The following is a 24,651-nucleotide window of genomic DNA, read 5'->3' on the forward strand; positions in this document are numbered from 1 at the left end:
AAGGAATGTACATGCAAGGCTCACTGATGCTCGACATCGGCGGCACCTGGCTAACCGCCGAGGACCGCCAGATCCTGCGCCAGCCGGAAGTCGGCGGCCTGATCATCTTCGCCCGCAACATCGAGTCTCCGCGCCAGGTGCGCGAGTTGATGGCCGCCATCCGTGCGGTGCGCCCCGATTTGCTGCTCGCGGTGGACCAGGAAGGTGGCCGCGTGCAGCGCCTGCGCCAGGGCTTCCTGCGTCTGCCGGCCATGCGTGCCATCGCCGATAACGCCAACGCCGAACGACTGGCCGAGCAGTGCGGCTGGCTGATGGCGACCGAGGTGCTGGCGGTGAGGCTCGACCTGAGCTTCGCTCCGGTGCTGGATCTGGACCACCAGCGCAGCGCCGTCGTCGGCAGCCGCGCCTTCGAAGGCAATCCGGAGCGTGCCGTTGCGCTGGCTGGTGCGTTCATTCGTGGTATGCGCGCCGCCGGCATGGCCTCTACCGGCAAGCACTTCCCCGGCCACGGTTGGGCGGAAGTCGATTCCCATGTGGGGATTCCCGAGGACGAGCGCACGCTGGAGCAGATCCGCGCCGTGGACCTGGTGCCGTTCCAGCGTCTTTCCGGCGAGCTGGATGCGCTGATGCCGGCCCACGTGATCTACCCGCAGGTCGACCCGAATCCAGCCGGCTTCTCCCGTCGCTGGCTGCAGGACATCCTGCGCGGCGAACTGGGCTTCGACGGCGTGATCTTCAGCGATGACCTGTCCATGGCCGGCGCTCATGTGGTCGGCGATGCCGCCAACCGCATCGAGGCCGCCCTGAGTGCCGGCTGCGACATGGGGCTGGTGTGCAATGACCGCGCCTCCGCCGAGCTGGCCCTGAGTGCCCTGCAGCGCCTGAAGGTCAGCGCGCCGCAGCGCCTTGAACGCATGCGTGCCAAAGCCTGGCCGGGCATCGAATACAAGCAACTGCCGCGTTGGCAACAAGCCGTCGGCGAACTGCGTGCCGCACAACTGATCGACTAAGGATTTGCCATGACTGTCTACGCCATCATCGGCGGTACCGGCCTGACCCAATTGGAAGGGTTGACCCTGAAGGATGCCATCGAGCTGGAGACGCCCTACGGTGCCCCCTCGGCGGCCGTTCAGCGCGGCGAGTTCGCCGGCCGCGAGGTGCTGTTCCTCGCTCGCCACGGCCATCCGCACCGTTTCCCGCCGCATCAGGTGAACTACCGCGCCAACCTCTGGGCGCTGCAGCAGGCTGGCGCCCAGGCTGTGCTCGCGGTGAACGCCGTGGGCGGCATCCATGCTGCGATGGGGAGTGGTCACCTGTGTGTGCCGCACCAGATCGTCGATTACACCTGGGGGCGCGAGCACACCTATTTCGCCGGTGACATTGACCATGTCACCCATATCGACTTCAGCCACCCCTACGATGAGCCGCTGCGCCAGAAGCTGATCGTCGCACTGCAGGCGTTGGGTTATGCGTACAGCAGTCATGGTGTCTACGCGGCTACCCAGGGGCCGCGCCTGGAAACCGTGGCGGAGATCGCCAAGCTGGAGCGCGACGGCTGCGACATCGTCGGCATGACCGGTATGCCCGAAGCCGCGCTGGCACGTGAGCTGGACTTGCCATATGCCTGCCTGTCGCTGGTGGTGAATCCGGCGGCGGGCAAGTCCAGCGGCATCATCACTATGGCCGAGATCGAGCAGGCGTTGCACGAAGGCATCGGCAAGGTGCGCGAGGTGCTGGGGCGCGTTCTGGTGAGCTGAGCCAATACTGTAGGAGCGAGGGGGACGCCTAGTTCTTGCTCACGAACCGCTTGGCACCGCGCCTTGCGGGTTCGCGAGCAAGCTCGCTCCTACGAAGAGCAAAAGAAAAAGCCCGGCGATTGCCGGGCTTTTTCTTTATTGCGCGGGCTGGGCCGGCGGCGGGGCGTCGAAGCCACTGTCTGCCGGAGCGGCAGGCGCAGGCTGCTGCGGCGCGTCCGGGCCGGTCGGCGCCTCGTCTTCCATGCCCGGCGGTGGGGCGGCGGCCGGCTTGGCGTTGAGCGGGGTCACTTTAATCAACATGCCCAGGCTCGGGTGGTCGAGGTAGGTCAGCACGCTGTTCTTCAGGCTGGCTTCCTGGACCATGTGCTGGCTGGCGGCGAGCAGGCCGTCCTGGCCGAACTGGTTGATCCAGAAATCAGTCTGGGTGTTCACGAAGCGTTGTTGGCTGAGAGTGACGGTACCTTCCACCGGGAAGTGGCTGTCACGCTGGGCGCCCTCGGTCAGGGAAACCTTCACCGGGTTGGCATCGATTTCCTGGCGCCAGGCCTTGTGCATCAGCACCTGGAAGCCTTCGTTCTGCTTGAGCTTGGCGACCTGGGCGTCCATGGCGGTAGGGCGCGAGCTGTCCGGGCCGGGCGGTTGCGCACCCTTGGCCCAGTCATCCGGGGCGGGGCGACTGGCGAGCACGACGTCGCCGGACTGCTGGAAGAGGATCAGCTCTACCTGGTAAGGCTCGGCAAAGGCCGCCGGCGACAGCAGTGCCAGCGACAGCAGCAGGGGTTGGAACAGGCGCATTGCACGGAATCCTTAGTGAGTCTGTGGCGTGAGGCGCTCGAGCAGCGCTTCCAGCGTGTTGAACCGTTCTTCCGGGCGCTCCATGGGCACCTGGAACTTGAAGAGGGTGGCCCCTTCGAATTTGTACCGATTGGGCTGGCTCTGGATCATCTTGATCAGCACCAGCGGGTCGACGCAGGTATCGGCGGCGAATTCTACCCGGCCTCCCTGGGGCCCGGCATCTACCTTCACTATCCCGAGCTTTTCCGCCTGCAGTTTCAGCAAAGTCAGACGGATCAGGTTCTTCGCCGGCTCTGGCAGCAGGCCGAATCGGTCGATCATTTCCACCTGCAGTTCGCGCAGGCCGTCTTCGTCGGCGGCGTTGGCGATGCGCTTGTAGAGGATCAGGCGGGCGTGGACGTCCGGCAGGTAGTCTTCCGGGATCAGCGCCGGCACGCGCAGATTGATGTCCGGGCCGCCGCCCAGCGGCTGTTCCAGGTTTGGCTGCTCGCCCTTGCGGATTGCCTTCACCGCGCGCTCGAGCATTTCCATATAGAGGGTGAAGCCCACCGCCTGGATCTGCCCGCTCTGGCCATCGCCGAGCAGTTCGCCGGCGCCGCGGATCTCCAGGTCATGCGTGGCCAGCACGAAGCCGGCGCCGAGGTCCTGGGCGTTGGCGATGGCTTCCAGGCGCTTCTCGGCGTCCGGGGTCATCTGCTTGCGTGGCGGGGTGAGCAGATAGGCGTAGGCCTGGTGGTGGCTGCGGCCGACCCGGCCGCGCAGCTGGTGCAGCTGGGCCAGGCCGAATTTGTCGGCGCGCTCGATGAGGATGGTGTTGGCGCTGGGCACGTCGATGCCGGTCTCGATGATGGTCGAGGCCACCAGCACGTTGAAGCGCTTGTGGTAGAAGTCGCTCATCACCCGTTCCAGGTCGCGCTCGTTCATCTGCCCGTGGCCGATGCCGATGCGCGCTTCGGGAACCAGCTCCGCCAGGTCGCGGGCGCACTTCTCGATGGTCTTCACTTCGTTGTGCAGGAAGTACACCTGGCCGCCGCGCAGCAGTTCGCGCAGCAGGGCTTCCTTGATCACCGACTTCTGCTCTTCCATGACGAAGGTGCGCACGGACAACCGGCGCGCCGGTGGCGTGGCGATGATCGACAGGTCACGCATGCCGGCGACCGCCATGTTCAGTGTGCGCGGGATCGGCGTGGCGGTGAGGGTGAGGATGTCCACCTCGCTGCGCAGCGCCTTGAGCTGCTCCTTCTGGCGCACGCCGAAGCGGTGCTCTTCGTCGATGATGACCAGGCCGAGGTTCTTGAACTTCACATCGTCCTGCAACAGTTTGTGGGTGCCGATGACGATGTCGACCTTGCCCTCGGCGAGCTGACCTACGGCGCCTTCGACTTCCTTGGCGGACTTGAAGCGGCTCATCACCTCGACCGTTACCGGCCAGTCAGCAAAGCGGTCGCGGAAGCTGTTGTAGTGCTGTTGGGCGAGGAGGGTGGTGGGCACCAGCACGGCGACCTGTTTGCCGCTGTGCACCGCGACGAAGGCCGCGCGCATGGCCACTTCGGTCTTGCCGAAGCCCACGTCGCCGCAAACCAGGCGGTCCATCGGCTTTTCCGAGAGCATGTCGGCGACCACCGCTTCGATGGCGGTCTGCTGGTCCGGGGTTTCCTCGAAGGGGAAGCCGGCGGAGAAGGTGGCGTAGTCGACCTGCGGGTCCTTGAAGGCGTAGCCCTTGCGCGCGGCGCGGCGGGCATAGATGTCGAGCAGTTCGGCGGCGACGTCGCGGACCTGTTCGGCGGCCTTGCGCTTGGCCTTCTGCCAGGTTTCCGAACCCAGCTTGTGCAACGGCGCCAGGGCATCGTCGCTGCCGGTGTAGCGGGCGATCAGGTGCAGGTTGGCCACCGGCACGTAAAGCTTGGCTTCATCGGCGTATTGCAGGGCGAGGAATTCGGCGTTCTGGCCGTCGATCTCCAGGGTGATCAGGCCCATGTAGCGGCCGACGCCGTGGTCGATGTGCACCACCGGCGCGCCTTCGCGCAGCTCGGTGAGGTTCTTGATGACGTTCTCGCCACCGTCGCGGGTCTTCTCGCGGCGCCGACGCTGCATGACGCGCTGGCCGAACAGCGGGCTCTCGGCCACCAGGGCGATGCCCGGCTGGCCCTTGTCGGCGTCCAGCAGCAGGCCTTCGTCCATCGGTGCGATGGTGATCGCCAGGCGGTCCTTGTGCGCCAGGAAGCCCGGCCAGCCTTCGACCTCGATCGGGCGCAGCTTCAGCCGCGCCAGCAGTTCCAGCAGCACTTCGCGGCGGCCGGCGGATTCGGCGGTGAAGAGGATGCGTCCGTCGAACTGCTCGATGAATTGGCGCAGGCGCGCCAGCGGCTCGGTGGCCTTGGCCTCGATGGCCAGCTCCGGCAGCGGCTCGGCAGGGAAGCGCTCGCGTCCGACGCCGGTCTCGATGGGCTCGGGGCTGACCACCACGCGCGGCCAGTTCTTCAGACGGGCGAAGCAGTCCTCTACCGGCAGGAAGACTTCAGCGGGCGGCAGCAGCGGGCGCTCCGGGTCGTAGCGGCGGTCTTCGTAGCGGTTGCGTACGTCGGTCCAGAACTGCTCGGCGGCGGTTTCGATGCCCGGCAGGGAGAACACCTGGGTGTCCTGGGGCAGGTAGTCGAACAGCGTCGATGTCTCGCCATCTTCGAAGAACAGCGGGATGTAGTACTCGATGCCGGCAGGTGTCAGGCCGCTGGCCAGGTCCTGGTAGATCGGGCAACGGCGGTAGTCGACGTCGAAGCGCTCGCGGAAGCGGCCGCGGAAGCCGGTCACCGCTTCCTTGCGCAGCGGGAACTCGCGCGCCGGCAGCAGGCGAATGCTCTCCACCTTGTCGATGGAGCGCTGGGTTTCCGGATCGAAGGTACGAAGCGTCTCGATTTCGTCGTCGAACAGGTCGATCCGGTAGGGCAGTTCGCTGCCCATGGGGAACAGGTCGATCAGCGCGCCGCGCACGGCGAACTCGCCGTGTTCGTAGACGGTATCTACACAGCGATAGCCGGCGGCCTCGAAGCGGCTGCGCATCTGCTCGACGTCAAGCTTCTGGCCGACGTCCAGCACCAGGCTGCTGCCAAGCAGGAACTTGGCCGGCGCCAGACGGTGCAGGGCGGTGGTGATGGGCACCACCAGCACGCCGCGGCGCAGTTCGGGCAGTTGATAAAGGGCGGCGACGCGCTGGGAGATGATGTCCTGGTGCGGCGAGAAGACGTCGTAAGGCAGGGTTTCCCAGTCCGGCAGCTGCAGAACCGGCAGGTCTGGCGCAAAGAAGCGCAGCTCCTGCTCCAGGCGCTCGGCGCTCTGGCTGTCGGCGGTCAGCAACAGGGTGAAACGTTTGGCTGGGCCGGCCGCTTCAGCGATGGCCAGGCTCAGGGCGGCCCCGGGGAGGTTGCCCCAGGATTGCTTGCCGGCAGCTGTCGGCAATTTAGGGATACGCAATACGGACACGGGCGTTCGTGGCTCCGGTCGAGGGATTTGACCGGTCGGATTGTAACTATCCCGATTGACGGATGTCAGTCATACGACCGCTGCGGATTGCCGGCGATTGTTCACGCCGTCATAATGTAGCCCCTTTTTTCTTCTCCTACATGTGGAAGGTATTGCCCGTGACCCAGAAGCCCGACCAGTGTCTCGGTGAGTGGATCGATCGTGAAGCCCTCGCGGAAGCCATGATTCCGCTGATCGGCCAACTCTACCGTAACAACAACGTGGTGACCTCGATCTACGGCCGTGGCCTGATCAACCGTTCGGTGATCGCGATTCTCAAAGCGCACCGTTTCGCCCGTCACCGCCTGGCCGAAGAAGGCGGGCTGTCGGTTCACGACACTTTCCCGATCCTCAAGGCGATGAGCGAGCTCAAGCTGGGCGCCGCTTCCGTCGACCTGGGCAAGATGGTTGCCAAGTTCAAGGCCGAAGGTAACGGTCGCAGCATCGAGCAGTTCACCAAGGACGAGCTGGCCGACGTGGTCGGCAAGCAGAACGGCGGCGCTCGCGAAGGCACCGACGTCGTCCTGTACGGCTTCGGTCGTATCGGCCGCCTGCTGGCGCGCATCCTCATCGAGAAGACCGGTGGTGGCGACGGCCTGCGCCTGCGCGCCATCGTCGTCCGCAAGGGCGCCGAGAACGATCTGGTCAAGCGCGCCAGCCTGCTGCGTCGCGACTCCGTGCATGGTCCGTTCGATGGCACCATCACCATCGACGAAGAACACAACACCATCACTGCCAACGGCAACCTGATCCAGGTGATCTACTCCAACGACCCGGCGTCGATCGACTACACCCAGTACGGCATCAAGAAAGCCCTGCTGGTCGACAACACCGGCAAGTGGCGTGACGCCGAAGGCCTGGGCCAGCACCTGAAGTGCCCGGGTATCGACCGCGTGATCCTCACCGCTCCGGGCAAGGGCGCGCTGAAGAACGTCGTGCATGGCATCAACCATGGCGATATCACCGCTGACGACAAGATCGTTTCCGCCGCTTCCTGCACCACCAACGCCATCGTGCCGGTGCTGAAAGCCGTCAACGACCAGTACGGCATCGTCAACGGCCACGTCGAAACCGTTCACTCGTTCACCAACGACCAGAACCTGATCGACAACTTCCACAAGGGCAGCCGCCGTGGCCGCGCTGCGCCGCTGAACATGGTGATCACCGAAACTGGCGCCGCGACTGCTGCCGCCAAGGCTCTGCCGGTTCTGAAGGGCAAGCTGACCGGCAACGCCATCCGCGTTCCGACGCCGAACGTCTCCATGGCGATCCTGAACCTGAACCTGGAAAAGGCCACCACCCGCGAAGAGATCAACGAGTACCTGCGCCAGATGGCCATGCACTCGGACCTGCAGAAGCAGATCGACTTCGTTGCTTCCCAGGAAGTGGTCTCCACCGACTTCGTCGGCTCTCGCCACGCGGGCGTCGTCGATGCCGAAGCGACCATCGCCAACGACAACCGCGTCGTCCTGTACGTGTGGTACGACAACGAGTTCGGCTACAGCTGCCAGGTCGTCCGCGTGATGGAAGACATGGCTGGCGTGAACCCGCCGGCTTTCCCGCGCTGATCCAGGCGGTCTAGATAAACGGGAGCTCTCGGGCTCCCGTTTTTCGTTACTGGCTCCACCATAATCATCAATAAAATCTGCCAATTCCTGAACCTGGAAAGACTTCAAATGGATGGACAACATCTGCATGAAGGCGAGCTGAAGCGCGGTCTGAAGAACCGCCACATCCAGCTGATCGCCCTCGGCGGCGCCATCGGTACCGGCCTGTTCCTGGGCTCGGCCGGCGTCCTGCAATCCGCCGGCCCGTCGATGATCCTCGGCTACGCCATCGGCGGCTTCATCGCGTTCCTGATCATGCGCCAGCTGGGCGAGATGATCGTCGAGGAGCCTGTCGCCGGTTCCTTCAGCCACTTTGCGCACAAGTACTGGGGTGGTTTCGCCGGCTTCATGTCGGGCTGGAACTACTGGGTGCTGTACATCCTGGTGGGCATGTCGGAGCTGACCGCGGTCGGCAAGTACATCCAGTTCTGGTGGCCGGACTTCCCGACCTGGGCGACGGCGGCCGTGTTCTTCGTGCTGATCAACGCCATCAACCTGTTCAACGTGAAGGCTTTCGGCGAAACCGAGTTCTGGTTCGCGATCATCAAGGTCGTCGCCATCATCGGCATGATCCTGCTCGGCGTCTGGCTGCTGGTCAGCGGCACCGGCGGCCCGCAGGCCTCGGTGAGCAACCTGTGGGCCCACGGCGGCTTCTTCCCCAATGGCTGGAAGGGGCTGATCATGGTCCTGGCGATCATCATGTTCTCCTTCGGTGGTCTGGAGCTGGTCGGTATCACCGCCGCCGAAGCCTCCGAGCCGAAGAAGGTGATCCCCAAGGCGATCAACCAGGTCATCTATCGAATCCTGATCTTCTACATCGGCGCCCTGGCCGTGCTGCTCTCGCTGTACCCGTGGGATGCCCTGCTGCAGAGCATCAACAGCGCTGGTGACCCCTACAGCGGCAGCCCGTTCGTGAAGGTCTTCTCGCTGCTGGGCAGTGAGTACGCGGCGAACATCCTGAACTTCGTGGTGCTCACCGCCGCGCTGTCGGTCTACAACAGCTGCGTGTACTGCAACAGCCGCATGCTCTACGGCCTGGCCGAGCAGGGCGACGCGCCGCGCGCCTTCGCCAAGGTCGATGACCGTGGCGTACCGCTGCTGGCCATTGGCGTGTCGGCCTTCATCACCCTGGCGTGCGTCGTGGTCAACTACGTGATCCCGCACCAGGCGCTGGAGCTGCTGATGTCCCTGGTGGTCGCCGCGCTGGTGATCAACTGGGCGATGATCAGCCTGGCCCACATGAAGTTCCGCAAGGCCATGGCGGCCAAGGGTGTGCAGCCGTTCTTCCGCGCGCTGTGGTACCCCTTCGGCAACTGGCTGTGCCTGGCCTTCGTGGTGTTCATCCTGGGCATCATGCTGCAGATCCCTGGCATCGACGTGTCGGTGTATGCGATCCCGGTGTGGATCGTGCTGATGGGCGCCTGCTATTTCCTGTTCAAGCGCAAGTCCCCGGCCAAGGCTGACGCCTGAGCCGGTTGAGGAACGGGAGCTTCGGCTCCCGTTTTCTTTTGGTAATGCACCTTTGCCACAGCGGAAACAGTGCGGCGGGGTGCTTGCGGTAGAATGCCCGGCGCCGCGCGCCTGCCGGCTGATGGAGAAGACCTTGTCCCGTGCAAGCCTGTTGATCGTGCTACTGGTCGCGACCTTGACTGGCTGCGGGCAGTCCATCGAACGCTTCGGCGGCCCGACCATGGGCAGCAGCTACACGGTGCAATACGTGCCCACCGGCAAGGCGCCGGACGCTGCGAAGCTCAAGGCGGAGGTCGATACGATTCTGGCCAGCCTCGACGAGCAGTTCTCTACCTACCGCGACGATTCCGTGGTCTCCCGCTTCAATGCCCTGCCGGCCGGCGCCTGTATGGCTTTGCCGGCGGACATGCTCAAGCTCTGGCGCTATGGCGAGGAGCTGTCGCAACAGAGCGGAGGCGCCTTCGACCTGACCGTCGAGCCGCTGATGAACCTGTGGGGCTTCGGCCCGCAGTCGCGCCGCGAGCAGGTACCGGCCCCGGCCGATCTGCAGCGTGAACGCGCCCGCGTTGGCCATCAGCATCTGCGCCTGGAGGGCGAGCAGCTGTGCAAGGACGTCAATGCACAGTTGGACTTCGACAGCATCGTTGCGGGCTATGCGGTGGACAAGGTCAGTGCGCGCCTGGCCGAGATAGGGCTGACCGACTATCTGGTGGAGATCACCGGAGAACTCAGGGCCGTGGGCCGCAAGCCGGACGGCACGCCCTGGCGCATTGCCCTGGAAGTGCCCAGCGGCGAGCGCGAGCGGCAGGTGGAGCGCTCGGTGGCGGTGGATGGTTTCGGCCTGTCCACCTCGGGCGACTACCGCAATTATTTCGAGGAAGGTGGGCAGCGCTACTCGCACACCTTCGATCCGCGCAGCGGCACGCCGGTCAGGCACTCGCTGGCGGCGGTCACAGTGGCCGATGCACAGGCGCTGCGGGCCGATGGCCTGTCGACCCTGTTGATGGTGCTGGGGCCGGAGGAGGGCTATACCTTTGCCGAGCGCAACGGGCTGGCAGCTTTCTTCATCGTGCGCCAGGGCGAAGGTTTCGTGACCCGCGCGACGCCGCGCTTCGAAGCGCTGTTTCCGTCGCCTGAATGAAAGCTTCGGCGGGCATGATGGCGGCCCGCAGTGAGGGGCAAGGCTTGTAGTGGCGGCAAAATTCGCCTACCTGCCGACCAACCGCTAATGTGCAGCCTTTTGCCGCAGGGCTAAGCTGCGCCAATGATTTCGATCCGCCTCGGCGCATGTGGTGCCGGGGCTTCGCCGGGAGCGCCAAGCGGGCGCCCCGGCCTGTTCTGAAGGAGTACGCATGGCTGTCTACAACTACGACGTGGTGATTCTCGGCACGGGCCCGGCAGGCGAGGGGGCGGCGATGAACGCCTCCAAGTACGGGCGCAAGCTGGCGGTGGTGGACAGCCGTCGCGTGGTCGGCGGCAACTGCACGCACCTGGGCACCATCCCGTCCAAGGCGCTGCGTCACTCGGTGAAGCAGATCATCGAGTTCAACACCAACCCGATGTTCCGCCAGATCGGCGAGCCGCGCTGGTTCTCCTTCCCGGACGTACTGAAAAGCGCCGAGCGGGTGATCTCCAAGCAGGTTTCCTCGCGCACCGGCTACTACGCGCGCAACCGCATCGACATGTTCAACGGCACCGCCAGCTTCGTCGATGAGCGCACTGTCGAAGTCGTGACGCCCAGCGGCGCCGTGGAGCGCCTGGTGGCCGACCAGTTCGTCATCGCCACCGGTTCGCGCCCGTATCGTCCCTCGGACATCAACTTCAATCACCCGCGCGTCTACGACAGCGACACCATCCTCTCGCTGAGCCACACCCCGCGCCGCCTGATCATCTACGGAGCCGGCGTGATCGGCTGCGAGTACGCCTCGATCTTCAGTGGCCTGGGTGTGCTGGTAGACCTGATCGACACCCGCGACCAGTTGCTCAGCTTCCTCGACGACGAGATCTCCGATGCGCTGAGCTATCACCTGCGCAACAACAACGTGCTGATCCGTCACAACGAGGAATACGAGCGCGTGGAAGGCCTGGACAACGGGGTGATCCTGCACCTGAAGTCCGGCAAGAAGATCAAGGCGGATGCCCTGCTGTGGTGCAACGGCCGTACCGGCAACACCGATCGCCTGGGCCTGGAAAATATCGGCATCAAGGTCAACAGTCGCGGCCAGATCGAGACGGACGAGAACTACCGTACTTCGGTCTCGAACATCTATGCCGCGGGCGACGTGATCGGCTGGCCGAGCCTGGCCAGCGCCGCTTACGACCAGGGCCGTTCCGCCGCCGGCAACATCGTCGAGCACGATGGCTGGCGCTTTGTGAATGACGTGCCGACCGGCATCTACACCATTCCGGAGATCAGCTCCATCGGCAAGAATGAGCAGGAACTGACGGTCGCGAAGATTCCCTACGAGGTAGGCAAGGCCTTCTTCAAGGGCATGGCCCGCGCGCAGATCTCCAACGAGCCGGTAGGCATGCTGAAGATCCTGTTCCACCGCGAGACCCTGGAGATCCTCGGCGTGCATTGCTTCGGCGACCAGGCTTCGGAGATCGTCCACATCGGCCAGGCGATCATGAACCAGCCGGGTGAGTTGAACACCCTGAAGTACTTCGTCAACACCACCTTCAACTATCCGACCATGGCCGAAGCCTACCGCGTAGCGGCGTTCGACGGCCTGAACCGGATTTTTTGAAATACCCCGACCGGCGGCCTGAGCCGGTCGGGGGGAACCTGCTCAGCGATTCCCGATCGTGGCAGTGGCCAAACCGGGAAAGTCTGTGATCAGGCTATCCACGCCAAAATCGGCGAGCCGGCGCATCAGGGCCGGCTCGTTGACCGTCCAGACCGACACATGCAGCCCCTGCTTCTGCGCTTTCAGCAGGCGCTCCGGGGTGCACAGCATCCAGTTCAGCGCCAGCAGATCGCAGCCGTAGTGCGCGGCGACCTTCAGTGGGTCGAGCCAGGCGTATTCGGCCACCAGCCCGCGTGACAGGTCCGGCGCCAGTTCCTCCAGCGCGCGCAGCACCGTGCGCGAGCTCGATGTCACGGTAATCCGGTCGCGCAGACCGAAACGGCCCACCAACTGGTGGATCGCTTGTACCGTGCGGCTGGCACGATCCTTCGACGCGCTTTTGACTTCCAGCTGCCAGTGTTCGAACTCGCAACGCTCGAACAGCTCCGCCAGGCGCGGGATCGGGCAGGGGCGCAACCAGCCGGGGCCGCCTTCGCGGGCGTCCATGGTCACCAGGTCATCCGCCAGTTGCTCGGAGACCTTGCCGCGGCGACCGGTAGTGCGCTTGAGCGTCGGGTCGTGGATGACCATCAGCTCGCCGTCGCGGGACAGGTGCAGGTCCAGCTCACAACGCTTCACGCCGTGCTCCAGGCAGTGCAGGAAGCTGTTCAGGGTGTTTTCCGGTGCTTCGCCTTTGGCGCCGCGATGGCCATAGATCAGAGTCACTGGGGCTCCTTGGGAGTCGGTGAAAGGTCCTTGAGGTACTGCGAGCGGTGCTGGCGGACGGCATCGACCACCACCCCGCTCTCGAAATAGACGCTGAATTCGCGGTAGTCCCAGCGGGTGATCGGTGGCTTGCCCACCGCCGGGTGTTCCTCGTCCGGCAATCCGAAGCGTTCCAGCACGGCCTTTTGGCTCTCGCCGCGGTTCGGCAGCACGATATGCGGATCGCCCTGGTCGCCCACGGGTATCGAGAGGGTATCGGCCAGCAGTGGCAGCGGGGTGACAAGGCTCAACAGGAGCAGCAGGTAGCGCAAGCAGATGCGTTTTTTCATTCTTCGCGGGCCTTGGCCTGCCGGCGCTCCAGTGCCTGGCGCTGGAGGATGTGACGAGCCAGCAGCTGACGCGGGGCGTCGCCGAGCATCTCGAATTCGGTGCCGATCTCGTAGTCGCCCTCGGCTTGCTGTTGGCAGTGGGTGACCTTCGCGCGCAGCAGCAGGCCCAGGCCGTGGGGTAGCAGGACGATCTTCAGCGCCAGGTCCTGGCCGACCGGGAGCGGCTGGGCATCGCGGAAGTTGATGCCGCCTTCGGACAGCGTCACCCGGCGCGCCGGGCCGATCTCGCTGAGCAGGCTCTGGGTGAGCGCCTGGGCGATCAGGTCGATGCGCTTGTTCATCACCTTGAGATAGCTGGCCAGGGGGCGGTCGCGTTCGTGAATATGACGCAGCAGGTGCTGCGACTCGAAGTCGGCCAGGTGCAGGTCGCTGAGCAGATTGAACAGCGCGGAATCATCCTGAAGCACTTCTTGCGACTGGATTTCGTCCTCGCGCAGCGGGCGAAATTCCAATGCGAGCGTATCTTCAATACGATAGTATTCGCGGCGGTTATCCGCGTCTGGAGTGGACATGGCGAACCCACGGCGGCAGTGATGGTCTGAGTGTAAAGCCGCCTGCCCGGCCTCGCCACACGGAAGTCGCACGCCAGAAGGATCTGACGCTCGACGCACTCTTCATCTTCTCAATCGGCCCCTCATGTTCAGACCACTTTCCGTCTACATCGGAACGCGCTACACACGCGCCAAACGCCGCAGCCACTTCGTTTCCTTCATTTCGCTCACCTCCATGATCGGACTCGCGCTGGGCGTGGTGGTGATGATCGTGGTTCTGTCCGTGATGAACGGCTTCGACCATGAGATGCGTACCCGCGTGCTGGGCATGGTGCCCCACGCCACGGTCGAGTCCTACCAGCCGATTTCCGACTGGCAAGGCATCGCCGGGCAGATCAAGACGCAGCACCCCAACGTGCTGGAGGTCGCGCCCTTCATTCAGATGCAGGGCCTGCTCAGCGCCGGCGGCACAGTGCAGAAGGTGCTGATCAACGCCGTCGACCCGAACGAGGAGAGCAAGGTCTCGATCATCGACCAGTTCTTCCAGGAAGGTTCGCTGCAGAGCCTCAAGCCCGGCGAGTTCGGCATCCTGATCGGCGACAAGGCGGCGAAGAACCTCGGCGTGAAGCTGGGCGACAAGGTCACCTTCATCGCTCCGGAAGTCTCGGTCACGCCGGCGGGTATGTTCCCGCGCATGAAGCGCTTCACCGTAGTCGGCACCTTCCACGTCGGCGCCGGCGAGCTGGACGGCTACGTCGCCATGGTCCACATCGACGACGCGGCGCGCATGCGCCGCCTCAAGGAAGGCCAGGTCGAAGGCCTGCGCCTGAAGCTCGACGACCTGTTCCAGGCGCCGCGCACTGCCTGGGAAATTGCCCGCACCCTGAAGGGCAACGACTACTTCGCCCGCGACTGGACCCGCAGCCACGGCAACCTGTACCAGGCCATCCGCATGGAGAAATCCATGATCGGCCTGCTGCTGTTGCTGATCGTCGCGGTCGCCGCGTTCAACATCATTTCCACCCTGGTGATGGTCGTCACCGACAAGAAGGCCGACATCGCCATCCTGCGCACCCTGGGCGCCACGCCGGGGCAAATCATGGCGACCTTCATGGTCCAGGGCACGGTGATCGGTGTCATCGGCACCTTCATCGGCGGCGTGCTGGGTATCCTCGCGGCGCTCAACGTCAGCTCGGCCATCGCCCTGCTGGAGCGGTTGCTGGGCCACAAATTCCTCAACGCGGACGTCTATTTCATCGATTACCTACCCTCGCAACTGATGAGCGAGGACGTGATCCTGGTGTGCAGCGCCGCGCTGATCCTGAGTTTCTTCGCCACCCTGTATCCGGCCTGGCGTGCGGCGCGCACCCAGCCCGCGGAGGCATTGCGTTATGAGTAACAACGATCAGGCCGTCCTGAGCTGCCGCGACCTCGGCAAGCGTTACGAGGAAGGCCCGCAGTCGGTCGAAGTGCTGTCCAACGTGCAGCTGGAACTGCTGCCCGGCGAGCGCGTGGCCATCGTCGGCAGCTCCGGCTCGGGCAAGAGCACCCTGCTGAACATGCTTGGCGGCCTCGATACGCCCAGCACGGGCAGCGTCTGGCTGGCCGGCGAGCAACTGTCGGCGCTGAACGAGAAGCAGCGCGGCCTGCTGCGCAACCGCGCGCTGGGCTTCGTCTACCAGTTCCACCACCTGCTGCCGGAGTTCACCGCGCTGGAGAACGTCTGCATGCCGCTGCTGATCGGCAAGACGCCGATCCCCGAGGCACGTCAGCGCGCCACGGCGTTGCTGGAGCGCGTGGGCCTGGGGCATCGCCTGAGCCACAAGCCATCGGAGCTGTCTGGCGGCGAGCGCCAGCGCGTGGCCATCGCCCGCGCCCTGGTCAACACGCCCAAGCTGGTGCTGCTCGACGAGCCCACCGGCAACCTCGACCAGCACACCGCCCACGGTATCCAGGAGCTGATGCTGGAGCTGTCGCAGTCCCTGCGCACCGCCTTCCTGGTGGTGACCCACGACACCCACCTCGCCCAGCAGATGGACCGTGTGCTGCGCCTGGAGGAGGGTCGGCTGGTCGCCGCCTGAGGGATACCGGAATGTTCAGACCCCTGTCCGTCTTCATCGGCACCCGCTACACCCGGGCCAAGCGGCGCAACCACTACATCTCGTTCATTTCCCTGACCTCGATGATCGGCCTCGCCCTGGGCGTGCTGGCAATGATTGTGGTGCTCTCGGTGATGAATGGCTTCCAGAAGGAAATGCGCTCGCGGATCCTCGGCATGGTCCCCCATGCCGTGCTGCAGAAGACCAGCGGTCCGCTGGACGACTGGCAGCATGTGGCCGAGGTGGCGAAGCAGAACCCGAAGATCGTCGGCGCGGTGCCCTACACCGAGGTCGACGGCATGCTCTCCTATAAGGGGATGATGCAGCCCATCGAGGTGGACGGCGTCGACCCGGCGCTGGAAACCCAGGTGTCGATCATCGGCCAGCACATGGTTCGAGGCAGCCTGGACGACCTCAAGGCTACCGAGTTCGGCGTGGTGATCGGCGAGATCACCGCGCGGCGCTTCCACGTCAATGTCGGCGACAGCCTGCTGCTGATCGTGCCGGAGCCGAGCACGGCGCCCGGCGGAATCACCCCGCGCATGCAGCGCCTGAACGTGGTCGGTATCTTCAAGGTCGGCGCCGAGCTGGACAGCACCCTGGCGCTGATCCACGTAGACGACGCCGCCAGCCTGCTGCGCTGGCAACCGGGCCAGGTACAGAGTGTGCGCATCGCCCTGAAAGACCTGTTCCAGGCGCCGGAAGTCGGTGCGGCCATCGCCAAACAGTTGGGCGACGACTACCGCTCGGTGGACTGGACTCACACCCAGGGCAGCCTGTTCAGTGCGATGAAGATGGAAAAGACCATGATCGGCCTGCTGTTGTTGCTGATCGTTGCGGTCGCCGCCTTCAACATCATCGCCACACTGATCATGGTGGTGGCTGACAAACGCGCGGATATCGCCATCCTGCGCACTCTGGGCGCCACACCGAAGCAGATCATGGCGATCTTCATGGTGCAGGGCACGGTGATCGGCCTGATCGGCACCGTCATCGGCTGCGTGCTGGGCGTGCTGGCGGCGTACAACGTCACCGCCATCGTCTCGACCCTGGAGCGCATCGCCGGCACCCACGTGTTCAATTCGGACATCTACTTCATCAACTACCTGCCGTCCGACCCGCAGATCAGCGATATCGTCCTGATCTGCGTCGCCGCGCTGTCGATGAGCTTCCTCGCCACGCTGTACCCGGCCTGGCGCGCGGCCTCGACCCAGCCGGCGGAATCACTGCGCTACGAGTGATTCATCGGCCCATGAAAAAGCCGCCCCTCGGGGCGGCTTTTTCGTTTCAGGGATCACCCCAAGAGCGAACTTGCTCGCGAACAAACCTGTCCACGGCTCCGGGGCTTGGCGGTTCGCGAGCAGGCTCGCTCCTGCAAGGAAGTGCCTAAAGTCCGCGCTGCAGATTCCGCAGCGCCCGACGCCGACGCCAGCTACGGCCGATCCACCAGCGCCAGTACCCCTCGGTGAGCAGGTAACCGAGGAGGCCGACCAGGATGCCGCAGATCACCGAGCCCAGCAGGAAGGGCTGCCAGAGCAGCGACAACTCGCCGCTGATCCACTCCCAGGTCAGGTGCTCGGGCAGGGCGCGCGCCGGAATGCCCATCATCCAGGCGCCCATCTTGTAGGTGCAGTAGAACACCGGCGGCATGGTGATCGGGTTGGTCAGCCAGACCAGCCCGACCGAGATCGGCAGGTTGGCCCGTACCCAGACGGCCAGCGAGGCGGCCAGCAGCATCTGCAGCGGGATCGGGATGAACGCGGCGAACAGCCCCATGCCCATGGCGCGGGACACGGAGCGGCGATTCAGGTGCCAGAGGTTGGGCGACTGGATCAGCGGTCCGAGAAAGCGCAGGCCCTTGTGGTTCCTGATGCTCTCCGGATCCGGCATGTAGCGCTTGAAGATTCGGCGCGGCATGAAGGAAATCTCTGGCAGACGGACGACGCCACATTATGCCTAGCTAGGTGACAGTCATTCGTTGCCAACTATGTCCGTGTGTAACCGCCGCCGGCCTGTCGGATCGGTGGTCGTGCGAGGCCTCGGTGGCGCTGGGGGATAAAGTCGTTGCCACTTGCAGGGATGTTCGCTCTGGCCCTGGGACTGCTGGTGCTGCGCTGGCTGCCGGCGCTGCCATCCGGTTGGGTTCTGCTGCTTCTCACACTGTGCGCTTTGCCTCTGTTGTTCACTCGCGACTACTTCGTCGGGCTGTTCCTGCTCGGCTTCGCCTGGGCCTGCCAATCGGCCCAGTGGGCGCTGGATGACCGGCTGGCGCCGGAGCTGGACGGCCGCACGCTGTGGCTGGAGGGCAGGGTAGAGGGCCTGCCGGATCGTTCGGGGCCTTCAGTGCGCTTCGTGCTCTCCGAGGTTTCCAGCCCGCGCGCGCAGGTTCCGGCAACACTGCGCCTGTCCTGGTTCGGCGGGCCGCCGGTAGAAGGCGGCGAGCGCTGGCGGCTGGCGGTGAAGCTCAAGCGTCCCCATGGCATGGCCAATGGGGCGGGCTTTGACTACGAGGCCTGGCTCACTGCCCAGCGTATTGGCGCCACCGGCAGCGTAAAGGATGGCCAGCGCCTGGAAGCCTCCAGCGGCCCGCGCGCCTGGCGTGAGGCCTGGCGCCAACGCTTGCTGGCAGTGGATGCCCAGGGTCGCTCCGGCGCACTTGCCGCGTTGGTACTGGGCGACGCTTCCGGCTTGACCACGGCGGACTGGCAGGTCCTGCAGGACACCGGAACCTTGCACCTGATGGTGATTTCCGGCTCACACATATCCCTGCTGGCGGGCCTGCTCTACGCCGTCGTGGCGGGGCTGGCGCGCCTGGGCTGCTGGCCATCCCGTGTGCCCTGGTTGCCCTGCGCCTGCCTGCTGGCTGCCAGCGGCGCCTGGGCCTACAGCCTGATGGCGGGTTTCGAAGTGCCGTTGCAGCGGGCCTGCATCATGGTCTCCATCGTCCTGCTGTGGCGCCTGCGTTATCGCCATCGCGGCCTGTGGACGCCATTGCTCGGCGCGTTGCTGGCCGTGCTGGTAGCTGAGCCGCTGGTGGTGTTGCTGCCAGGATTCTGGTTGTCCTACGCGGCGGTCGCTTTGCTGATCTTCGGCTTCTCCGGCCGCCTGGGGCGCTGGACGGCCTGGCGCACCTGGTTGCGCGCGCAGTGGCTGATGGCGATCGGGTTGTTGCCGGCGTCCATCGCGCTAGGCCTGCCACTGAGCATTTCCGGTGTCGCCGCCAACCTGATTGCCGTGCCCTGGGTGGAGCTGGTCGTGGTTCCGCTCGCCCTGTTGGGCAGTCTGGCGCTGGGGATTCCCTGGTTGGGCGAGGCCCTGCTGTGGGTGTCCGGCGGCCTGCTGGAGTGGCTGTTCCGCCTGTTGGGCTGGATGGCCGAACTGGCACCCGCCTGGCAGCCGGTTGCGACCCCGGCCTGGACGCTGCTACTGGCGATGCTCGGTGCGCTCCTGCTGCTGGCGCCGGCGGGAGTACCGCTGCGCTCGCTCGGGCTGGCGATGTTCCTGCCGGTGTTCTGGCCGACCATTCCGCTACCCGCGCCGGGCATGGCTGAGATCCGCGTACTGGACGTGGGGCAGGGGCTTTCGGTGCTGATCCGTACCCGCAGCCAGACCTGGCTCTACGACACTGGTGCGCGCAATGGAGATTTCGATATCGGCGAGCGAGTGGTGGTGCCGACCTTGCGCAGTCTTGGCGTCGGCAAGCTCGATCTGCTGATGCTCAGCCATGCGGACAATGACCATGCCGGCGGCGCGGTGGCGGTAAAGCGTTCGCTCCGGCCTGCGCAGGTCATCAGTGGCGAGCCGGAAAGGCTGGCGCCAGAACTGCAGGCGCAACCTTGCCAAATCGAGGAATGGACGGTCGATGACATTCGCCTTTCCAGTTGGACGTGGGCAGGCGCCAGGGAAAGCAACGACCGCTCCTGCGCGCTGGAGGTCGAAGCCAATGGCGAGCGCATCCTGCTCACTGGTGATCTGCCGCAATCCGCCGAACTGGCTTGGCTGGCGGCGCATCCGGATGAACACATCGATTGGTTGCTGGCCGGGCACCACGGCAGCCGCAGCTCCTCCGGGCCGGCCTTCCTGCGAGCGATCCGGCCGTCCACGGCGATCATTTCCCGCGGCGCCAACAACCCCTACGGGCACCCGCATCCGTCGGTCGTCGAGCGCTTCCGCGCGCTGGGCATCCGGATTCAGGATACGGCGGAGCGGGGCGCGCTGGTCCTGACCCTCGGTGCCCATGGCGAGCTTGGGGGAGTGCGGGAAGGCGCACATTTCTGGCAGGAAAATTGAGCCTCGAGCGGTCGGCTCGCCACGGCCCCTGTGCTAGAGTGGCGCCACTTTTTTTCAGGGGATTCACCACTGTGTGGGAACTGGTCAAAGCTGGCGGCTGGATGATGCTGCCGATCTTGCTGAGCTCCGTCGCTGCCATGGCGATCGTCGCCGAACGTCTCTGGACCCTGCGCTTGAGCCGCGTGGCCCCGCCGCAGTTGCTCGGCCAGGTGTGGAAGCAGATCAAGGACAAGAAGATGAACAGCCAGGCCCTCAAGGACCTGCGCGCATCCTCCCCGCTGGGTGAAATCCTCGCCGCCGGCCTGGCCAACTCCAAGCACGGCCGCGAAATCATGAAGGAGTGCATCGAGGAGGCCGCGTCCCGCGTCATCCACGAGCTGGAGCGCTACCTCAACGCCCTGGGCACCATCGCCGCCATGGCGCCGCTGCTCGGCCTGCTGGGTACCGTGTTCGGCATGATCCAGATCTTCAGCGCCTTCATGGGCGACGGCATGGCCAACGCGCCGATGCTTGCCGGCGGCATCTCCAAGGCCCTGATCACCACCGCGGCCGGCCTGATCGTGGCGATCCCGGCAGTGTTCTTCCATCGCTACCTGCTGCGCCGCGTCGATGAGTTGGTCATCGCCATGGAACAGGAAGCCATCAAGCTGGTGGAAGTGACCCAGGGCGACCGCGAAGTCGACTTCGTCGAGGAAGGCAAAGCGTGAAATTCCGCCGCAGAGCGGGCGGAGCGGCCCGCGAGGACGTCTTCATCAACCTGGCGTCGCTGATCGACGTGATCTTCGTGCTGCTGCTGTTCTTCGTGGTCGCCACCTCGTTCACCAAGCCGTCGCAGCTCAAGGTCGAGCTGCCCGAGGCAGTCAGCGGCACGCCGCCCGAAGCCACCGAGATCAAGCAGCTGGAAATCTCCATCAGCCTCGAGGGTCACTACGCGCTCAACGGCCAGAGCCTTGCGCGCGACGACCTGGAAAACCTGATGAACGCCATGCAGCGCGAATCCGCCGGCGACAACAGCCTGCCGGTGGTGATCACCGCCGATGGCAAGGTGGACTACCAGTCCGTGGTCACCGCGATGGATGCCGCAGGCAAACTGGGCTTCACCCACCTGCGCATCACCACCATCGAGTCCCGGGCGGACAAGAAGACCCCCTGATGGCGTTCTCCGACCGCCTGCTCGACGCCTGGTACAAGGGCCACCCGGCCCTTGCCCTGCTCAGGCCGCTCGAACTGCTCTACCGGCGAGTGGCCCAAGGCCGCCGGCAGGACTTCCTCTCCGGCGCCAAGCCGGCCTATCGCGCGCCGGTGCCGATCATCGTGGTCGGCAACATCACCGTCGGCGGCACTGGCAAGACGCCGATGATCCTCTGGCTGATCGAGCACTGCCGCGCCCGCGGGCTGAAGGTCGGCGTGGTCAGCCGCGGCTACGGCGCCAAGCCGCCGCAGACACCCTGGCGCGTGCGCGCCGAGCAGTCGGCAGCGGAGGCGGGCGACGAGCCGCTGATGATAGTGCGCCGTTGCGGCGTGCCGCTGATGATCGACCCGGACCGCTCCAGCGCAGTGCGCGCACTGCTGGCCGAAGAACCGCTGGACCTGATCCTCTGCGATGACGGCCTGCAACATTACCGCCTGGCTCGTGACCTGGAATTGGTGCTGATCGACGCTGCGCGCGGACTGGGCAACGGCCATTGCCTGCCCGCCGGGCCGCTGCGCGAGCCGGCCGAGCGCCTGGGTGAAGTTGACGCCGTGCTGCATAACGGCGCGCCTAGCGACCCGCCGGGTGCCTTCTCCTTCGTCCTGCGACCATCTGCCCTGATCAACCTGGCCAGCGGCGAACGCCGTGGCGTCGAGCATTTCCCCGCCGGTCAGGCACTCCATGCCCTGGCCGCCATCGGCAACCCGCAGCGTTTCTTCACGACGCTCGAGGCGCTAAACTGGCGGCCGATTCCGCATCCCTTCCCCGACCATGCGGCCTTTACCGCCGAGCAGCTGCGCTTCACGCCGGAACTGCCGCTGGTCATGACCGAGAAGGATGCGGTGAAATGCCGGTCCTTCGCCGCGCCCGACTGGTGGTACCTCGCCGTCGAAGCGCAGCCCTCGCCGGCCTTCGTCACCTGGTTCGACGCCCAGCTCGAGCGCCTGATCGCCCGCTGATCCGCCGTCGTAACCTGCGCTGCCAGCTTTCAATTCTTTCAAGCTCAAGGAACGCACCATGGACCCGAAACTCCTCGATATCCTCGCCTGTCCGCTGTGCAAGGGCCCGCTCAAGCTCACCGACGACAAGTCCGAGCTGATCTGCAAGGCCGACGGCCTGGCCTACCCGGTGCGCGACGGCATCCCGGTGATGCTCGAAGGCGAGGCGCGTACCCTCAACGTCGACGAGCGTCTGGACAAGTAATCCCATGAGCCAGGCCTATACCGTCGTCATCCCCGCGCGCTACGCCTCTACCCGCCTGCCCGGCAAGCCGCTGCAGGACATCGGCGGCAAGCCGATGATCCAGCATGTCTGGGCGCAGGCCGGCAAAAGCTCTGCCACCCAAGTGGTGGTCGCCACCGACGACCAGCGTATCTTCGATGCCTGCCAGGGCTTCGGTGCCCAGGTGGTGCTGACCCGCGCCGACCACAACTCCGGTACCGACCGCCTGGCGGAAGTGGCGGACGCGCTGGGCCTGGCCGACGACGCCATCGTGGTCAACGTGCAGGGCGACGAGCCGCTGGTGCCGCCGTCGATCATCGACCAGGTGGCGGCCAATCTTGCGGCGCATCCGGAGGCGGGCATCGCCACCCTGTGCGAGGAAATCCATGATCCGGCCGCGCTGTTCAACCCGAACATCGTCAAGGTGGTCAGCGACAAGAACGGCCTGGCACTGACCTTCAGCCGCGCCACGCTGCCCTGGGCGCGCGATGCCTTTGCCGTGGATCGCGAATCGCTGCCGGCCAACGTGCCCTACCGCCGCCACATCGGCATCTACGCCTATCGCGCGCGCTTCCTGCGTGATTTCGTGGCCTGGGGTCCGTGCTGGCTCGAAGACACCGAGTGCCTGGAACAGCTGCGGGCGCTCTGGCATGGCGTGCGCATCCATGTGGCGGACGCCCTGGAAGCGCCGCAGGCCGGCGTCGATACCCCGGAAGATCTGGAGCGCGTGCGGCGCATCCTGGGGGCCTGATGAAGGTCCTGTTCGTCTGCCTGGGCAATATCTGCCGCTCTCCCACCGCCGAAGGCGTGTTCCGCTACAAGGTCCGCGAAGCGGGCCTTGAGGATCGGGTGGAGATCGATTCGGCCGGTACTGGTGACTGGCATGTCGGCAAGGCGCCGGATGCGCGCACCCGTGCCGCGGCGCTGCGCCGTGGCTATGACCTGTCCGGCCTGCGGGCGCGGCAGGTCAGCGCGGCGGATTTCTCCCGCTACGACCTGGTGCTCGCCATGGACAACGCCAATCTGCGTGACCTGAAGCGGCTGCGCAGCAGCAGCGGCAAGGCCGAATTGGACCTGTTCCTGGCTCGCTACGATCTGGAAATCGACGAAGTCCCCGATCCGTACTACGGCGGCGAGGATGGTTTCGAGCAGGTGCTGGACCTGGTGGAAAGGGCCTGCGACGGCCTGCTGACGGAAGTGAAGGGGCGCCTGTGACGCTGCAACTGCAAGAACGCATTTCCCTCAAGCCCTACAACACCTTCGGTGTCGAGGTTGCGGCACGCTGGTTTGCCCAGGCCCACGACGACATCGAAGTGCGCGAAGGTATTGCCGCTGCTGCGCAGAAAGGGCTGCCGCTGCTGGTGATCGGCGGCGGCAGCAACCTGCTGCTGACCCGCGACGTCGAGGCGCTGGCGCTGCGCATGGCTTCCCGCGGCGTTCGCGTCCTCAGTGATGATGGCGAGCGTGTGGTGGTCGAGGCGGAAGCCGGCGAGGTGTGGGACGACTTTGTGCGCTGGACCCTGTCCCAGGGCTTCGCTGGGCTGGAAAACCTCAGCCTGATTCCGGGTACCGTGGGCGCTGCGCCCATGCAGAACATCGGCGCCTATGGTGTGGAGATCAAGGATGTGTTCGCCGGCCTGACCGCGCTGGACCGCCAGACGGGCGAGCTGCGTGAGTTCGACCTGGAGGACTGCGCCTTCGCCTACCGCGAAAGCCGCTTCAAGCGCGAGCCCGGTCGCTGGCTGATCCTGCGCGTGCGCTTCACCTTGAGCCGCGTGGCAAAACTGCACCTGGACTACGGTCCTGTGCGTCAGCGCCTGGAGGAGGAGGGCGTGACCGCGCCGACGGCGGCCGATGTCTCGCGGGTGATCTGCGCGATTCGTCGCGAAAAGCTCCCGGACCCGGCCGTGCTGGGCAATGCAGGCAGCTTCTTCAAGAATCCGGTGGTGTCCGCGGATCAGGCAGTGGCCCTGCGTCAGCGCTACAGCGACCTGGTGGCCTACCCGCAGGGTGACGGCCAGAGCAAGCTGGCCGCTGGCTGGCTGATCGACAAGGCAGGCTGGAAGGGCTTCCGCGAAGGTGCTGCTGGCGTCCACGCGCAGCAGGCGCTGGTCCTGGTCAACTACGGCGGCGCTACCGGGTCGCAGTTGCATGACCTGGCGCTGCGTATCCGGGATGACATCCAGCAGCGCTTTGGCGTGGAGCTGGAGATGGAGCCGAATCTCTACTGAAGTTGCTTCAGATGGAAAAGGGATGCTTCGGCATCCCTTTTTTGTGCCTGTTCACCAGCGCAAATCAGGGCGGGCTTTGTA

General features: G+C 65.3%; 22 protein-coding genes and 1 pseudogene. 17 read left to right on the forward strand and 6 right to left on the reverse strand.

Annotated elements, in window-relative coordinates:
• The first annotated feature begins 11 nt into the window (after nucleotides 1-11).
• A complete protein-coding gene (nagZ, locus tag A6723_RS20655; RefSeq protein ID WP_054910432.1) occupies nucleotides 12-1,010 on the forward strand; it encodes a beta-N-acetylhexosaminidase in 999 nt (332 codons plus the stop codon).
• Between the two features lie 9 nt (nucleotides 1,011-1,019).
• Entirely contained in the window at nucleotides 1,020-1,757 is a 738-nt protein-coding gene (locus A6723_RS20660; protein ID WP_054910431.1) for an S-methyl-5'-thioinosine phosphorylase, read from the forward strand.
• 135 nt (nucleotides 1,758-1,892) lie between these two features.
• On the opposite strand, the gene A6723_RS20665 is transcribed toward A6723_RS20660, so the two are convergent.
• Together A6723_RS20665 and mfd are read right to left on the reverse strand one after the other, a co-directional pair.
• Nucleotides 1,893-2,552: a CsiV family protein gene (locus A6723_RS20665; RefSeq protein ID WP_054910430.1), complete on the reverse strand. Its 660-nt coding sequence runs from the start codon at nucleotides 2,550-2,552 to the stop codon at nucleotides 1,893-1,895.
• A gap of 12 nt (nucleotides 2,553-2,564) precedes the next feature.
• Complete coding sequence (gene mfd, locus A6723_RS20670) at nucleotides 2,565-6,029, reverse strand: transcription-repair coupling factor (protein WP_064979851.1); 3,465 nt, start codon at nucleotides 6,027-6,029, stop codon at nucleotides 2,565-2,567.
• A 140-nt stretch (nucleotides 6,030-6,169) separates the two neighbouring features.
• On the opposite strand from mfd, the gene A6723_RS20675 reads away from it, so the two are divergent.
• The 4 genes and pseudogenes from A6723_RS20675 (at nucleotide 6,170) to sthA (ending at nucleotide 11,892) form a co-directional block, all read left to right on the forward strand.
• On the forward strand, nucleotides 6,170-7,636 hold the full coding sequence (locus A6723_RS20675) for a glyceraldehyde-3-phosphate dehydrogenase (RefSeq protein ID WP_037007634.1): 1,467 nt from the start codon (nucleotides 6,170-6,172) through the stop codon (nucleotides 7,634-7,636).
• A 108-nt stretch (nucleotides 7,637-7,744) separates the two neighbouring features.
• Nucleotides 7,745-9,103: pseudogene (locus A6723_RS20680) on the forward strand (amino acid permease); the annotation flags it as partial.
• Nucleotides 9,104-9,266: 163 nt separating this feature from the next.
• On the forward strand, nucleotides 9,267-10,286 hold the full coding sequence (locus A6723_RS20685; RefSeq protein ID WP_054911313.1) for an FAD:protein FMN transferase: 1,020 nt from the start codon (nucleotides 9,267-9,269) through the stop codon (nucleotides 10,284-10,286).
• Between the two features lie 211 nt (nucleotides 10,287-10,497).
• Nucleotides 10,498-11,892: a Si-specific NAD(P)(+) transhydrogenase gene (gene sthA / locus A6723_RS20690; RefSeq protein ID WP_024766684.1), complete on the forward strand. Its 1,395-nt coding sequence runs from the start codon at nucleotides 10,498-10,500 to the stop codon at nucleotides 11,890-11,892.
• Nucleotides 11,893-11,934: 42 nt separating this feature from the next.
• Here sthA and A6723_RS20695 read toward each other — a convergent pair whose 3' ends face one another.
• The 3 genes from A6723_RS20695 to A6723_RS20705 are packed head-to-tail and all read right to left on the reverse strand — an operon-like array spanning nucleotide 11,935 to nucleotide 13,558.
• Nucleotides 11,935-12,657 carry a glycerophosphodiester phosphodiesterase gene (locus A6723_RS20695; protein ID WP_024766683.1) on the reverse strand — a complete coding sequence of 241 codons (723 nt, stop codon included), beginning with the start codon at nucleotides 12,655-12,657 and terminating at the stop codon, nucleotides 11,935-11,937.
• On the reverse strand, nucleotides 12,654-12,986 hold the full coding sequence (locus A6723_RS20700) for a hypothetical protein (RefSeq protein WP_054911329.1): 333 nt from the start codon (nucleotides 12,984-12,986) through the stop codon (nucleotides 12,654-12,656). Before A6723_RS20700 ends, A6723_RS20695 begins: the two co-directional genes overlap by 4 nt.
• Nucleotides 12,983-13,558 carry a PilZ domain-containing protein gene (locus tag A6723_RS20705; RefSeq protein WP_064979852.1) on the reverse strand — a complete coding sequence of 192 codons (576 nt, stop codon included), beginning with the start codon at nucleotides 13,556-13,558 and terminating at the stop codon, nucleotides 12,983-12,985. Before A6723_RS20705 ends, A6723_RS20700 begins: the two co-directional genes overlap by 4 nt.
• A gap of 124 nt (nucleotides 13,559-13,682) precedes the next feature.
• On the opposite strand from A6723_RS20705, the gene A6723_RS20710 reads away from it, so the two are divergent.
• Genes A6723_RS20710 through A6723_RS20720 form a run of 3 tightly spaced genes read left to right on the forward strand, consistent with a single transcriptional unit; the run spans nucleotide 13,683 to nucleotide 16,877 of the window.
• Entirely contained in the window at nucleotides 13,683-14,936 is a 1,254-nt protein-coding gene (locus tag A6723_RS20710) for a lipoprotein-releasing ABC transporter permease subunit (protein WP_045211653.1), read from the forward strand.
• Nucleotides 14,929-15,618: a lipoprotein-releasing ABC transporter ATP-binding protein LolD gene (gene lolD, locus A6723_RS20715; RefSeq protein ID WP_024766679.1), complete on the forward strand. Its 690-nt coding sequence runs from the start codon at nucleotides 14,929-14,931 to the stop codon at nucleotides 15,616-15,618. The genes A6723_RS20710 and lolD overlap by 8 nt, the downstream gene beginning before the upstream one ends.
• An 11-nt stretch (nucleotides 15,619-15,629) precedes the next feature.
• Nucleotides 15,630-16,877 carry a lipoprotein-releasing ABC transporter permease subunit gene (locus tag A6723_RS20720; RefSeq protein WP_054910767.1) on the forward strand — a complete coding sequence of 416 codons (1,248 nt, stop codon included), beginning with the start codon at nucleotides 15,630-15,632 and terminating at the stop codon, nucleotides 16,875-16,877.
• Nucleotides 16,878-17,022: 145 nt separating this feature from the next.
• On the opposite strand, the gene A6723_RS20725 is transcribed toward A6723_RS20720, so the two are convergent.
• Nucleotides 17,023-17,553, reverse strand: coding sequence for a DUF2062 domain-containing protein (locus tag A6723_RS20725; RefSeq protein ID WP_054910766.1), 531 nt, complete (start codon nucleotides 17,551-17,553; stop codon nucleotides 17,023-17,025).
• A gap of 162 nt (nucleotides 17,554-17,715) precedes the next feature.
• Between A6723_RS20725 and A6723_RS20730 the strand changes: the two genes are divergently transcribed.
• The 8 genes from A6723_RS20730 (at nucleotide 17,716) to murB (ending at nucleotide 24,570) form a co-directional block, all read left to right on the forward strand.
• Nucleotides 17,716-19,926: a DNA internalization-related competence protein ComEC/Rec2 gene (locus tag A6723_RS20730; RefSeq protein ID WP_054910765.1), complete on the forward strand. Its 2,211-nt coding sequence runs from the start codon at nucleotides 17,716-17,718 to the stop codon at nucleotides 19,924-19,926.
• A 71-nt stretch (nucleotides 19,927-19,997) separates the two neighbouring features.
• Nucleotides 19,998-20,633 carry a MotA/TolQ/ExbB proton channel family protein gene (locus A6723_RS20735; RefSeq protein ID WP_017519262.1) on the forward strand — a complete coding sequence of 212 codons (636 nt, stop codon included), beginning with the start codon at nucleotides 19,998-20,000 and terminating at the stop codon, nucleotides 20,631-20,633.
• Nucleotides 20,630-21,079 carry a biopolymer transporter ExbD gene (locus A6723_RS20740; RefSeq protein WP_045211644.1) on the forward strand — a complete coding sequence of 150 codons (450 nt, stop codon included), beginning with the start codon at nucleotides 20,630-20,632 and terminating at the stop codon, nucleotides 21,077-21,079. Before A6723_RS20735 ends, A6723_RS20740 begins: the two co-directional genes overlap by 4 nt.
• Nucleotides 21,079-22,077, forward strand: a complete 999-nt coding sequence (gene lpxK, locus A6723_RS20745) for a tetraacyldisaccharide 4'-kinase (protein ID WP_054910764.1) — start codon at nucleotides 21,079-21,081, stop codon at nucleotides 22,075-22,077. Before A6723_RS20740 ends, lpxK begins: the two co-directional genes overlap by 1 nt.
• Nucleotides 22,078-22,135: 58 nt before the next feature.
• Nucleotides 22,136-22,321 (forward strand): Trm112 family protein, encoded by a 186-nt coding sequence (locus A6723_RS20750; RefSeq protein ID WP_009621404.1) that lies wholly within the window; start codon nucleotides 22,136-22,138, stop codon nucleotides 22,319-22,321.
• Nucleotides 22,322-22,325: 4 nt separating this feature from the next.
• Complete coding sequence (gene kdsB / locus A6723_RS20755) at nucleotides 22,326-23,090, forward strand: 3-deoxy-manno-octulosonate cytidylyltransferase (protein ID WP_054910763.1); 765 nt, start codon at nucleotides 22,326-22,328, stop codon at nucleotides 23,088-23,090.
• Nucleotides 23,090-23,554, forward strand: coding sequence for a low molecular weight protein-tyrosine-phosphatase (locus tag A6723_RS20760; protein ID WP_054910762.1), 465 nt, complete (start codon nucleotides 23,090-23,092; stop codon nucleotides 23,552-23,554). The genes kdsB and A6723_RS20760 overlap by 1 nt, the downstream gene beginning before the upstream one ends.
• Nucleotides 23,551-24,570 (forward strand): UDP-N-acetylmuramate dehydrogenase, encoded by a 1,020-nt coding sequence (gene murB, locus A6723_RS20765; RefSeq protein ID WP_054910761.1) that lies wholly within the window; start codon nucleotides 23,551-23,553, stop codon nucleotides 24,568-24,570. The genes A6723_RS20760 and murB overlap by 4 nt, the downstream gene beginning before the upstream one ends.
• Nucleotides 24,571-24,651 lie beyond the last annotated feature (81 nt).

The sequence above is a fragment of the Pseudomonas sp. AU11447 genome (assembly GCF_001672555.2).
GTDB classification, from domain to species: Bacteria; Pseudomonadota; Gammaproteobacteria; order Pseudomonadales; family Pseudomonadaceae; genus Pseudomonas; species Pseudomonas nitroreducens.